Here is a 13,723-nt window from a genome sequence, read left to right on the forward strand (position 1 = left end):
GTACCAACCAGTTACTCGATACGTATGTTGATACAAATTTTTCGTTGAACTTCCGTTATTAAAATTGAAATCTTTCCAAATCGTCCAATTGTTTTTCGTAACGGTGATGTATTGATCGGTGCTGTTCCATTTTCCACCTGGGCTTGTTGTCTGTTGAATTGCTTTTGCCTCAATAATGCCAACTAACTGATTGGCGCTATTTTTAAGTAAATGAAATTTGGTTCCATTATAATGATTATAAAAGCCAACAATTTTTAAAGTTTGGTCATTTAATGCATCTGCTGTTCCCTTTTCTTGAAAGTCTGGAGTATATAATTTTGCATTGTTATATATTACATTCGCATAAGAACTGCCTTCTAAAAATAATTTACCTTTTTGGTCGTTAGTCTTTTCGGCACTCGTTGCTCTGATATATCCGAGATCCACAGCAGGCGTCGCTAAGAAATAATAATCTATTCCATCATTACCTATTACTTTTTCCGCGATAAATGTCTTTTGAAAATTCTCCTTTTGGTCATTTACGGTTGTCCCGTTCGGCTCTTTCAATAATGTATAATTTTTATCCGTGATAGAGACAAAAAATTTCTCGCTAACGGCTCTTTCTTTTACACTCGAATCCTGAGCTTCGGCAGTTGGCACTGTACTGCTTGTTGCTTGTTCCAGTGTATTTGTTGTTTCCGTTGTAGAAAAGCTGGATTCAGAATGCTCTATTGAACGGTCGATCGGCCTTTCTTTCTCACTTTCTGTCGTCGATATTGAACGCAATGCTGTCTGTGTGTCATTTGTTGTTGTTTCATTTTCAGGATATGTGAAACCAAACAGTGGGAAACATACCATCGTGACTGGCAACAACCGTATAAATATATTTCTCTTTTTCATAAATAAATATTGGATAATTTATTCTAATTATCCAATTCCTCCCAAAAAAAATGTTCTATTTTTACTATTGTAATTCTATCATATTCGCTAGATTTAAAACATGATTAGATTAATTGGACTTCTTGAGAATATGCTAGCCCTTCTCAAGCAATCACCGTGAGAACACTTCCATATTCTCGAAAAAGATCCCTTTAAGAATTCAACTAATCAATCAGGCTTTCGAATTATCCATTTTATTTATGTGGCGAAAACATCCAAAAAAATATCCACAAACTTTTTCCATTCAGGAAAAATTCAAGTTCTTGTATTGTTATTGATCAAAAACTATGAATTCGTTCTAAATAAAAATTTCTAATAGTCTAACAATAGGATTAAGTAATAAAATCAAACGGAGCATTGCTTAATTCGCCCAATCTTTATAAATTTCACGTATGTATTTATTTACCATAGGAATTCGCGTTGTACGCTAAAAAAAGGGGAGACAAATCACGGTTGCCCTCCATTATTTATGAATAAACGGTGCACCGCAGGTAGGCTCTTGGGAAATAAACTAATATTCCAGAAAAATTCAAGAAATATTGCCCGAAGATTCTTTCTTATTTCTATTGATAAAATCAATGTCAGTTAGTGAGGCCTTCACAGAGCAGTTCGCGTGTGCGACCGCTTCTTTGACATCACACCAGGAGAGTAGCTGATCGAGGAATTCAATAATAGGATAAAACTTCTGTGCAGCTTCATTCAACTAACATTTATTAAATCTTAACAAAAGATATTAATAGTCAAATTGGCGATAGTAGCGACGAATTTCTAATGGATGATAATTTAATTTCTCGACATGCGTATCCATCCGTCGAGTAGCACAAGAAATTAGTGAATGCGATAATACCTGCCCGCGATTTTTTGGAGCTGATTCCTTCAATAGAGTAATCTTTTGAATCAATAAAAGTATAGTTCCCTCAAAATCACGGCAATAAGTTTTGAACACGTTCTGCCAACGGCCGTTGCTCATCTTCTCCTAAAAAAAGAATAACTAGCGCCATTTTATTCGCGATTTCCAAAGTACTATGCAGAAATTCAGCAGCATGAATTAATTTAGAACGTAGCCAACGTTGTTCTTCCCAATAGCACATTGCGTAGGAATAAACCGCGCACCACTACTGATTGCCGGCACCAAGGAAATAATTTATATCATCATACTGGGTTTCTGCATATTATCGACCAAAATCATCCGACTGCTTTTCTACTTTCACTAAGCCTTTTAGTGCTAATCCAATTCTTAATAATAATCATATAATCTGGAAAGTCACCATTTTTTCTATTAGCCGATCTGCAACCATAAAGAACTTGATTTATTCTGTTCCCGGAGCTGAATAGGTGACCACGTAGTCGCAGCTTTTAGCCAAGTAAGTTTCAGCAGTATCGATGAAACCTTTTTTACTTCCACCAAAGATAATAAAAAAGGATAAAAAGGACCTTCAGGATTGTTTCCATGAAGGTCTTCTTGAATATTTTTTGAGTTTAAAACGACTGTTTTAAACCTCTTTATGTGCTTTTTCAGACTTCTTTCTGCAAGTATTAATTAAAAACAATTTCCCGCAATTGATTTTATTACCAAATAAATGAGAACAATCAAAAAGATCTTCCATAAAAAAAATTTTAATAATCTTTTTAAGTTAGATGAATCAAAATGATTATTTTTGACTTTCCAGCTCCACAACAGCTTGCTTACTATCTTTCGTTCGTATACTCAATGAGACAATCCCCGCTAAGACAAAAACAAGTGCGATAAAGCTGAAAGCTCCAACATAGGAACCGCTGGTTTGCACCAACCAGCCAATGATCATGGGAGCAAAAAATCCACCAGAGACGCCGATCGCGTTGATGATTGAATATTTCGTGGAGACTTCTCGTTCGGCGAATAATTTTACTGGTAAGCTCATCAATGTTGCAAATCCAATACTCGCAGCAGCGACAGCGATCGCTAAAAACAACATACTTAAAACTAATGAGTGACTCCGTGATAGTAAAAAGGCGACCACTCCGCCACTGATAGAAGCGACTAAAATCACTTGCTTTTCTCGATCTTTAAAATAGCGCCCCATCATCGAGCCGGCAAACATTGCACTAACCATCATCACTAAGCCAATCAATGCGCTCATCATTGCCATCGTATTCATCGTTAACTGAAATTCGTCCACCAAATAAGACGCAATCCAACCTGTCATGCCATAAACTGCAGCATTGATAAAAAAGGCCGCCAATACCATGATCCAAACATTCCGATCTTTGATGACTTCTGTAAACGAAATATTGGCTTGATTCGCAGTGACAAGTGGTTTGCCTTTAGACTTTGGAATTCCTTTGATCATCAGGAACCCAATCACTAAAACGATCCCACCGTAAATAAAATAGGTCATTTTCCAACCAACCAGTGTTAGAAGCGGAGCTACTAACAGCGGTCCCACGATCCCTGCAAATCCAGAAGAGGCAATCATGGAAGATTGCACCGATCCTCGTTTAGTCGGCTCCACTTCTTTTGTGACAAAGGCACTTACCGCTGAAGGGTAACCGGCATGGGCAAATGACCCCGCAGCAAAACGAATCACTAATAAATAAATCAATGAAAATCCTAACCCTAAAAAGATCATTAAGCAACCAATCAAAAGAATCGCAAAGGTCATGATCTTGCGACTACCGACCCGGTTGCCTAAGAAGCCGAAGGGAATTTGAAACAAAGTATAACCTAAGAAAAAGGCACTTAAAATCAACCCCTTCTGCCCCGCATCAATTCCTAAATCTTGCGCAATCGGAATGACGGACAAGCTGATAATGTTTTTATCTAAGTAAACACAGGTATAGCCTAAAAAAATCAAAATCAGTGAGCGATCTACTTTTTGTTTGCCCATCGGCTAATCCCTTTCTAAATAAGCAAGAGCAGTTTCAACATAGACCTTGGCCCCTAATTCCAAAATCTCTTCATCTAAGACAATTTTCGGATTATGGAGCATCAACTCTGTATCTGCTGCGGTGATGAATAGTGTCGTCGTCGGAATCTGATGACTGATTTCGCCAAAATCTTCACTTCCCATCAATGGTGGTGCCACGATTGTTTCTGATGCTTGATTCTCTGGAAAGACTTTCTCTAACCGCGCTTTGACCCTCTCTGTCACAGTCTGATCAATCTCATTGCTTCGGCAGCCATTGGTGAAATCAACTGTGACCTTCGCACCAAAAGCTTGACCGATGGATTCGGAGATTTCGACCATTCGTTTTTTGATTTGCTGACGAACTTCCTCTTTTAATGTTCGCAAGGTCCCTTTCATATAAGCGGAGTTAGGGATAACATTGGAGGAACCCGGTGTCCCACCGACAAATTCGCCAATCGTTAATACAAACCGCTCAGCCGAACTAATTTCTCGGGCCGAAAGCGTCTGCAACGCATCGTAAATTTTAGTCGCAACATTAATCGGATCAATCGAATATTCTGGCATGGAACCATGACTACCCACGCCCTCCACTTTGATCTCATACCAATCTGCACTAGCCATGAAGGTGCCAGCAGGAGCAGTAAAAATCTTCTTTGTCGGTTGATTTTTGAATGGAAAAACGTGCATCATCGCTCCAGCATCGACTTTTGGATTTTCCAATAATCCATCAGCTAGACAGTCTTTGGCTCCTTGTAAAATCTCCTCACCAGGTTGGAAAAGCAATTTGACAACACCAGTCAGTTCAGCTTCTTGCGCCTTTAACAATTTAGCAGCTCCCAGCAACATGGTTGTGTGCATATCGTGCCCACAAGCGTGCATAGCTCCATTTTCCGAGCGAAATGCCAAGTCTGTATCTTCAGTCAATGGAAGCGCATCCATATCTCCGCGTAATAAAAAGACTTTTTCACCTTGACCCACAGTGCAGGTGATTCCCATTGAACCACAGGCCTGCGGTTCATAGCCGTATTCTACTAGCTTATCCCATACAAATTTTTTTGTCGCTGGTAATTCCATGCCTACCTCAGGATTTTGGTGCAAATGCCGGCGAATTGCTACCAGCTCTTCTTGTAATGTTCTTTCTTTGATCATTTCCATTCTGATTCCTCCTTTTAAAAAAGAATAGCACAACTAGAAATATAAAGTTTTTTATTTTTCGAACTAAAAAATATAAAAATTGAAAAAATATCAAATTCATATTATTATAACATCAAAAAAGAACGAGGAATCAGCTCATATAGAGCTGATTCCTCGTTCTTCTAAAAAAATTATATTCAATGTTTCGTTATTATTTAACCTTCAAACTGGCTAATTGATCCTCGATCATTTTTTCATCTGCATCTGCTGCTAACAAGGCACAAGCGGTGTAGGCACTTTCAACAAAAGCAGTATCGAATAAAGTAACTTTCTTATCGGTCATTTCCATTGCCATCTCAAGATTCATTTTGGCACTCCCAAGATCATAAAAAGCCAAAAGTTCATCGGCAGTATTTTCTTCAATCGCTTTTGAGATACGTTCCATTGAAGTACCGATACCGCCATCTTCTAAGCCTCCTGCAGTCGTAACTGGTACGTCCTTCGCCACTTCGCTGATCAAACGTTTTAATCCTTCAGGCATTTCTTTGGTGTGTGATACTAAAATTACGCCTCTAGCCATTGACCACACCTGCCTCTAATAACGATTCAAAGAAATAAGCGGACGACATCGCACCTGGATCAATGTGTCCAATCGAGCGATCTCCGACATAAGATGCCCGGCCTTTTGTCGCTTTGATATCTTTGGTTTTTTCAACTAAAATTTCGATCGTTGTTGGATTTAATGTCCCATTATTTAAATTTTCCACCGCTGGAATCCAGAGATCCAACATCGTTTTTTCACCTTCTGTTGAATTTCCCCGCTTCTTAATCCCTTCAATCGCTGCCTTCAGCAAAATCTCAGGATCATTCGATTCTTTACTCGCTTTCATCATTTCCATCATTGCGGTACCATAAAGTGGACCTGATGCGCCACCAACTTTGCTAATTAAAGCCATTGCCGTTGCCTTGAAAATATCCGGTAAGTCTCCAGAGAGGTCTGTCGCCATTACAGCATCCATGCCACGGGCCATATTATTCCCGTGGTCGCCGTCACCAATTGGTGTATCTAATTCACTTAGATAGTCTTTCTTGTCTTGAATTTTTTGGTTAAATAGTTCTAAGGTCTTTCGTAAATTATCTGGTGTAAACATAGTGCTCCTCCTTGAATACTTTTTTGACAAACGAGTGCTTAGCAGTGAACTATTTGATCATAAAATAGTCTACCAAGCAATCGTATGAACAGGTTCGTTTAATAAACGCAACCGTTCGTCGTCTAGTTTAATCATCGTGATGGATGCTCCTGCCATTTCAAGCGAAGTCATATAGTTACCGACTTTACTGAAGGTTATTTCGACCCCTTCATCAGCTAAAATCTTTTTCGCGTCATTATAATAGATAAACAACTCCATTAATGGAGTCGCTCCCATACCGTTAACAAACAACCCGTATTTATCACCAGCTTGCCAGTTAAATTCACCTTTCAGCTTAGCGATAATTTCTTTAGCAATTTCTGCTGACGGCTTGATTTTTTCCCGACGATAACCGGGTTCACCGTGGATACCGACACCAAACTCCATTTCATCGTCTGCCAATGTAAATCCTGGTTTACCAACTTCCGGTACGGTTGCACCTGATAAAGCAATCCCCACTGTCTTGATATCTTCTACTAATGACTTGCCGTAGCTTGCCAATTCGGAAACGGATTTCCCTTCACGAGCCATACCGCCTAAAATCTTGTGGACTAAAACTGTTCCCGCTACTCCGCGGCGACCTTGCGTATAGGTACTATCTTCGACTGCGATATCGTCATCTACTAATACAGAATCCACTTCAATGTCGTCCATTGATGCCAAATCCTTCGCCATATCAAAGTTCATCACGTCACCAGAATAGTTTTTGACGATCATTAACGTTCCTTTGCCTTTGTTCGTCGCTTTGATGGCTTCGTAGATTTGATCTGGTGTTGGTGAAGTAAAGACTTGTCCGCAAACTGCTGCACTCAACATCCCATCTCCGACAAATCCTGCATGAGAAGGCTCGTGTCCGCTACCACCTCCGCTGACTAAAGCCACTTGATCATAATCATCATTTCGTGCCACTACGAGTGTTTCGGGAACTTGCTTCACATAGTCTGGGTAAGCACTGACCAATCCACTGACCATTTCTTCTACGACATTTTTTGGATCATTGATAATTTTTTTCACTTATTCTTCCTCCCACCACGTTTTTCTAAAAAATATATGAGGATAATGGAAGCCTCCATTATCCTAAAAGGTTTAGATAGGCAATACCATGAATAATAACGCTGCGATGATCCCCCCAATAATTGGACCCACTACTGGCACCCAAGAATAGCCCCAGTCGGAATCCCCTTTACCAGGGATTGGAAGGAAGGCATGAGCGATCCGTGGTCCCAAGTCCCGAGCCGGGTTGATCGCATATCCGGTTGTACCACCAAGAGACAACCCGATAACTAAAATCAAGATACCTACTGCCATTGGGTTCAAGCCATCGCCAAATTTACTCATACCGAAAGTCAATAACGCGAAAACTAATACAAAGGTTCCAATAATTTCACTGATTAAGTTAGCTCCTAAGCTACGAATTGCAGGCCCTGTAGAGAATACGCCTAGAATCGCTGCTTGATCTTTGGTTTCTTTCCAATGTGGATAATAATGAATAAAAACTAAAATTGCTCCAATGATTGCACCAATCATTTGGCCTAAAATATATGGAACTACCATGTCCCAACTAAATTTGCCAGCAATTGCCATACCGATCGTTACTGCTGGATTCAAATGAGCAAATGACATATAGCCTGCTGCATAGGCACCAATCGTTACTGCCGCGCCCCAGCCTAACGTGATTGCGATCCAGCCAGCGCCTTCTGCCTTGGTTTTCCGTAAACTAACGCCTGCAACGACCCCATCCCCTAATAGAACTAAGACCATCGTACCAATAATTTCTCCCACTACTTGAGTCATCATGCTTGTCTCCATTGACTTCTCCTCCTGTATTCTTTTTATTGTATGTCAGTAAGTACAGTAAATAACTGCTTGAGATTTACTGTACCACTGACCGTCTCTACTTTTTCTGCGCAATCATGGATAATCGTTTAAATCTAGGCGTTCACTTATTCTTTTTCTTTGGGTTGGTGTTTGTATTGCATCGTTGCTTGGACAGCTTCTTGCCAACCAGCATAAAGATCTTCAGTAGTGGCTTTATCCATTTCTGGATCGAAGCGTTGCCCATCTGCAGCGAATTTTTTGATCTCGTCAATGTCTTTCCAGTAACCGACAGCTAAACCAGCAAGATAAGCTGCACCCAGAGCAGTTGTCTCTAAGTATGGTGCTCGTTCAACCGGGGTTTGCAAAATATCCGCTTGGAATTGCATCAACAAATCATTTTTTGAAGCGCCGCCGTCTACTCTCAATAATTTGATTTCTGTGTCAGAATCTTTCACCATCGTTTTAACAACATCGGCTGTTTGATAAGCCAGGGATTCTAAGGTTGCCCGAATGAAATGTTCTTTGGTCGTTCCACGGGTCAAGCCAAAGATTGCGCCGCGTGCTTCTTGATCCCAATAAGGTGCACCTAAGCCAGTAAAGGCTGGGACCATATAAACGTTTTCGGTGCTATCGACCCGTTTTGCATAATTTTCTGAATCTGGGGCGTTTTTAAACATCCGCAACCCGTCACGTAGCCATTGAATTGCAGAACCTGCTACGAAAATACTTCCTTCTAATGCGTAAGTTACTTTTCCATCAATACCATAGCCGATCGTCGTCAATAACCCATTTTCGGAAAGAATTGGTTTTTCACCAGTATTCATCACAATAAAGGCCCCGGTTCCATAGGTATTTTTAACCATCCCTTTGTCAAAGGCTAATTGTCCGACTAATGCAGCCTGCTGGTCCCCAGCCATGCCGGCAATTGGCACATTGTTTCCATAGAAGTGATAATCTTCCGTTTTACCATAAACCTCGGAATTTGATTTTACTTCTGGTAAAATTTCTTTTGGAATATCTAATAAGTCCAGAATTTCTTGATCCCATTCCAAATCATAAATATTGAACATCATCGTCCGACTAGCGTTAGTATAATCCGTCACGTGAACCTTACCGCCAGTTAATTTCCAAACTAACCATGTATCGATCGTTCCAAATAATAGCTCACCTTTTTTAGCTTTTTCACGAGATCCTTCCACTTTATCCAAGATCCATTTCACTTTCGTCGCTGAGAAATAGGAATCAATCAGTAGACCGGTTTTTTTCTGGATCATGTCTTGATGACCTTGTTTTTTCAAGTCATTGGCAATATCGTTGGTTTGTTTCGATTGCCAGACAATCGCATTATAGATTGGGTGACCTGATTCTTTTTCCCATATGACGGTCGTTTCACGTTGATTCGTAATCCCGATCCCTTCGATTTGGCTAGGTTTCAATCCACTTTCAATCAAAGCACCTGCAATAACCGATTGAACGGAATTCCAAATTTCATTGGCATCGTGTTCGACCCAGCCTGGTTTTGGAAAGTGCTGTGTAAATTCCTTTTGCGATGAGCTGACTTCTTTGCCGGCTTTGTTAAAGATAATCGCCCTTGATGAAGTCGTTCCTTGATCGATTGACATGATGTATGATTCCATGTTTCCACTCCCTTTATTCATCTATTTTTTTTGCTGCTCTTTTAAATCCGTTAATTGGGTTTCACGAATCTGTTGATCTAATTCTTTTTGATAGTGAGCTTTTAATGAATCTTCCCAGTCTAGGAACTTCGCCATTGCTTCTACCACTGCATCTTTGATTTCCATCAAACGATGGCTGATAAACAACATGTAATTCGTCCGACGCAATAAGTAATCCACTGGCGTCAAGGTCATTTCATCTTCCATTGCATAGCGCAGTGACATAGATTCTGCTAATGACAAGCCCTCAAAGCTGCCTTGATCTTTCAAATCAAAAACTTTTTCCGCATTTGAGCCATAAAGTTCTGCAATAAAGTTTGCATCGGCTTGATTTAATCCGATCTCCTGTCCCTTTTTCGCAATTTTTTCCAATTCGCTTTCGACATTGGCTGGATCGAGCTTACCACCAGAGACGGCGTAATGTTTAGAATCTACCAGCTCTACATCACGGTCTAGCAGAGAAGCAATTTTTTTCATAGCTTCCGCCGACATCAAACGATAATCCGTCAGCTTACCACCGGATAAAATCAACAAACCATCTTCGGCCACGGTTAGATCACTACCACGAGAGACGGCAGAAGGATTGTCCTTTGGTTCTTCTTTAGCTGCCTGAGTAATGGTCTTTTCTACGGCTGGGCGTGATTGCTTGCCATTCTTATAATCATTTGCCGCCCGAATAATTTTCTCAAAGTTTTCATCGCTAATTTTTTCTTTTTTCGTTCCATTATAATCACCGGAAGCATCACTAATTAATGGACGCAAGCCTGCCCAAGAAGCTTCAATATCGTCAATCGTCAAGTCCACCTCAGGATACCGATGATTGACCACTTTCAATAAGTAGTCGACATCTGCTTGTTCTACTTTCGGATGATCAAAATCACCTTGATAATCAGTGTCGGTCGTTCCAAAGTACGTTTTACTTTCCCGTGGAATCACAAAAATCATCCGGCCATCTTGTTCACCAGTATCAAAATAAGTCGGTTGCGGAACTTTTAGTTTTTCACCATTTACTACTAAATGTACGCCTTTAGTCGGGCGCATATGCGGTTTATGGTCGATTTTTTTGTCTAATTTTTTGACGATATCCGACCACGGTCCCGCTGTATTAATGACTAATTGACTATCGATTGAAAAACTTTCTTCAGACAAAAGATCCTTTGCTCTGACGCCGGAAACGTTTCCTTGATCATCATGTAAAATCTCTTCTACTTTGATGCGGCTGACCGCCATTGCGCCATCCTCTACTGCTTGTTTGATATTTTCAATCACTAACCGCGCATCATTGTTGCGATAATCCAAATAAACTCCGCCGCCTAGTAATCCTTGTGCTGCTAATTGTGGCTCCCGCTCCAAGATTTCTTCCTTACTTAACATGTAATTCGCATACTTTCCAGTCACATTAGCTAAATGATCGTAAAGATCCATCGCCACTTTGACTGAGAACATATTAAATGTCGAACCAGGCTCATCATAAATCGGTAAGATCATCGGGTCTGCTTTGGGAATATGTGGGGCAATACCTTGAATAATTGCTCGTTCACTGACAGTATCTGACACCACTTCTACATCGAAAGTTTTCAGATAACGAATGCCGCCGTGAACCAATTTGGTTGAACGTGAGGACGTTCCTTCAGCAAAATCTTGTATTTCCAATAACGCAACGGAAAGCCCTGAAGCTGCCGCCTGTAACGCTACACCAGCCCCTGTGATTCCGCCACCGATGATTACTAAATCAAATGAATTATTGCTTAACTTTTCAATCATTTTGGATCGTTCTTTAAAAGAAAACACTTTTACGCACCTCGCTTTTTTACTTTAAAGGGTTCCTAAAACATTTAAATAAAAATTTTAAACGAACGCTTCTAATTAAAACTTCCTCCTTCTTTCTAAACTTGTGATTATTTTTAAAGAGTACAGAACAAGTGTATCACAACAAAAAACGCTTTCAAACGATTTGGATTTAAAATATAAATTACTTATTTTGACGAAATGTTTTCGTTTTACATGTGAAAAAAATTCTTAATCGCTCCATTTTTTATTCCTTCCACATTTTTTAATACAGACTAATAATTCGCTGTTTTTGAATAATCTGTTCGCCTTTCTTCTTCAATTTAACCTATCTAAGGAAGAGTTTTAATAAAGACATCACATTTGACTACACAGCTTATTCCTTAAAGCTCTCATAAAATATTACAGAGTCAACGCATACAATCGTTGACAGTAAAAGGACAACATTTTTAAATTGTTGTCCTTAGCTTAATCTTTTTTAAATTAACGATCCTTTCTCGCCCGTAACGCCGATAAAATTGAGACGGTATCAATGACTTCTTGCAGTGCGGCACCAAGTAACGCAGGAATCACTCCTGTACTGGCAATCAACATTAGAACGACACAAATCACGATACCTATCAAAACAGATTGCTGCGCAATTCGCATGGTGTCTTGTGATAAACGAACAGCCGTAGAAACTCGGCTTAGATCATCCTTTAAAATCACGGCATCGGCACTTTCACTGGCCGCCGATGACCCGTGGGCTCCCATTGCAATGCCAATATCTGCCACAGCCAACGCTGGCGCATCATTGACTCCGTCACCCACCATGATTACCGGACGATCGACTTCTTTCAGTTCATTCAAGACTTGAATTTTTTCTTCCGGCAAACATTCTCCATGGACTTCTGAGATACCCACCTCTTTGGCAATTGTATTTGCAATAGAGGCATGATCACCGGTCAGCATGATTGTTTTTTGAATTCCCAGCGTGTTCAGTTCTTTAATCGTCGCAGCTGACTCTTTCCGCACAATGTCAACGAAAGTAATCGAACCAATGTAGTGATGATCAATAGCAACATACACAGCGGTCTGTTTAGTCCCTAACTCATTGGCTGCTCCGGCAAAAGTTGCTTTACCGACACGAACATTTTTCCCATTGACCTGCGCTTCAATTCCTTGGCCAGTAACTTCTTCCAAGTTCGTCACCGGATACAACGAAAATTCTTGTTTTTTTGCATAGCTAACTAACGACCGAGCCAAAATATGACTTGATTCTTGTTCGCCACTAGCCGCATACTTAATTAGTTCTTCTTCAGAATAATGAGAAGCTATGACTTGAATTTTTTCAACGGAAAGCTTACCTTCAGTCAATGTCCCCGTCTTATCAAAGGCGATACTTTTCGCTCGTGCCAGCTTCTCAATTGTCGTGCCCGTTTTTACCACGATCCCATTCCGACTTGAACGACTCATTCCTGCAACCAATGCGACCGGAGCAGCTAAAATCAAAGGACAAGGAGACGCTACGACTAATACTTCAGCGAATCGAACGGGATCCTTTGAAACAAACCAAGCGACTCCGCCAATCACATACGCAATCGCTGTAAATGGGACTGCGTAACGATCAGCCAGCCGAACAAAATGGGCTGGTTTCGCTTCTGATTCTTTGACTAATTTCACCAATGTCTGATACTGACTGTCCTTTGCGGCTTTGATTACTTTTAGTCGCAATGCGCCATCACCATTGACAGAGCCCGACATAATCTCGTCATTACGCTTCTTTTCGATTGGTCGCGATTCTCCTGTCAGTGAGGATTCATCCACCAAAGATTCCCCAGCAATCACCCGACCATCCACCGGAACTAATTCTCCGGGTTTTACTAAAATGAGATCACCCACCTGAACCGCATCTACTTCAAGATCCTTAATCGTCTCCTGATCAATGCGGTGCGCGATTTGCGGTGAATGATCCAAAAGAGATCGTAATTCACGACTGGCTTGATGACTGGCATAATCTTCCAGACTATCTCCACCGGTTAACATGATCAAAACCATCAAGCTCGCCCAATACTCTCCCACTAACAAGGTCGCGACAATCGCTGTGATAGCTAATATATCTACTCCATATTTTCCAGAACGTAAGGTTTTTACCATTCCCACCAGCATGGTGATCGTCATGATTCCACCCACGATTGCGACTAGCCAATAAGCCAGACGATTTTGATGGAAGCCAAATTCCAAAATCAACGCCACCAACCCGATTATCATAGTTAACAAAAATTTTTTTACATTACTCATTTCAACGCCTCCATCTCGCTTCAAACTTAGC

The 13,723-nt window shown here is 40.5% G+C and carries 10 protein-coding genes and 1 pseudogene; all 11 read right to left on the reverse strand.

Annotation, left to right across the window (positions count from 1 at the left end; translation table 11 throughout):
* Positions 1-879, reverse strand: an 879-nt coding sequence (locus FFM67_RS05570) for a hypothetical protein (RefSeq protein WP_137613593.1), incomplete at its 3' end; no start/stop codon positions are given.
* 772 nt (positions 880-1,651) lie between these two features.
* Positions 1,652-2,324, reverse strand: a pseudogene (locus FFM67_RS12380) (SIS domain-containing protein); the annotation flags it as partial.
* Between the two features lie 246 nt (positions 2,325-2,570).
* On the reverse strand, positions 2,571-3,785 hold the full coding sequence (locus tag FFM67_RS05580) for an MFS transporter (RefSeq protein WP_137613594.1): 1,215 nt from the start codon (positions 3,783-3,785) through the stop codon (positions 2,571-2,573).
* Positions 3,786-3,788: 3 nt separating this feature from the next.
* The gene (locus FFM67_RS05585; RefSeq protein ID WP_137613595.1) at positions 3,789-4,961 is read right to left on the reverse strand and encodes a M20 metallopeptidase family protein; all 1,173 of its coding nucleotides are present in this window, start codon (positions 4,959-4,961) and stop codon (positions 3,789-3,791) included.
* A 190-nt stretch (positions 4,962-5,151) separates the two neighbouring features.
* Positions 5,152-5,520 (reverse strand): dihydroxyacetone kinase phosphoryl donor subunit DhaM, encoded by a 369-nt coding sequence (gene dhaM, locus FFM67_RS05590; RefSeq protein WP_137613596.1) that lies wholly within the window; start codon positions 5,518-5,520, stop codon positions 5,152-5,154.
* Positions 5,513-6,091 (reverse strand): dihydroxyacetone kinase subunit DhaL, encoded by a 579-nt coding sequence (dhaL, locus tag FFM67_RS05595; RefSeq protein WP_137613597.1) that lies wholly within the window; start codon positions 6,089-6,091, stop codon positions 5,513-5,515. The genes dhaM and dhaL overlap by 8 nt, the downstream gene beginning before the upstream one ends.
* A gap of 69 nt (positions 6,092-6,160) precedes the next feature.
* Positions 6,161-7,144, reverse strand: a complete 984-nt coding sequence (dhaK, locus tag FFM67_RS05600; protein WP_137613598.1) for a dihydroxyacetone kinase subunit DhaK — start codon at positions 7,142-7,144, stop codon at positions 6,161-6,163.
* Between the two features lie 72 nt (positions 7,145-7,216).
* Positions 7,217-7,939: an MIP/aquaporin family protein gene (locus FFM67_RS05605; RefSeq protein ID WP_137613599.1), complete on the reverse strand. Its 723-nt coding sequence runs from the start codon at positions 7,937-7,939 to the stop codon at positions 7,217-7,219.
* 134 nt (positions 7,940-8,073) lie between these two features.
* Positions 8,074-9,585, reverse strand: a complete 1,512-nt coding sequence (glpK, locus tag FFM67_RS05610) for a glycerol kinase GlpK (RefSeq protein WP_137613600.1) — start codon at positions 9,583-9,585, stop codon at positions 8,074-8,076.
* Positions 9,586-9,606: 21 nt separating this feature from the next.
* Positions 9,607-11,415 carry a type 1 glycerol-3-phosphate oxidase gene (glpO, locus tag FFM67_RS05615; protein WP_137613601.1) on the reverse strand — a complete coding sequence of 603 codons (1,809 nt, stop codon included), beginning with the start codon at positions 11,413-11,415 and terminating at the stop codon, positions 9,607-9,609.
* Between the two features lie 480 nt (positions 11,416-11,895).
* Positions 11,896-13,692, reverse strand: a complete 1,797-nt coding sequence (locus FFM67_RS05620) for a heavy metal translocating P-type ATPase (RefSeq protein WP_137613602.1) — start codon at positions 13,690-13,692, stop codon at positions 11,896-11,898.
* Positions 13,693-13,723 lie beyond the last annotated feature (31 nt).

Origin of the sequence: Enterococcus viikkiensis, assembly GCF_005405345.1 — a bacterium.
Lineage (GTDB): Bacteria > Bacillota > Bacilli > Lactobacillales > Enterococcaceae > Enterococcus_A > Enterococcus_A viikkiensis.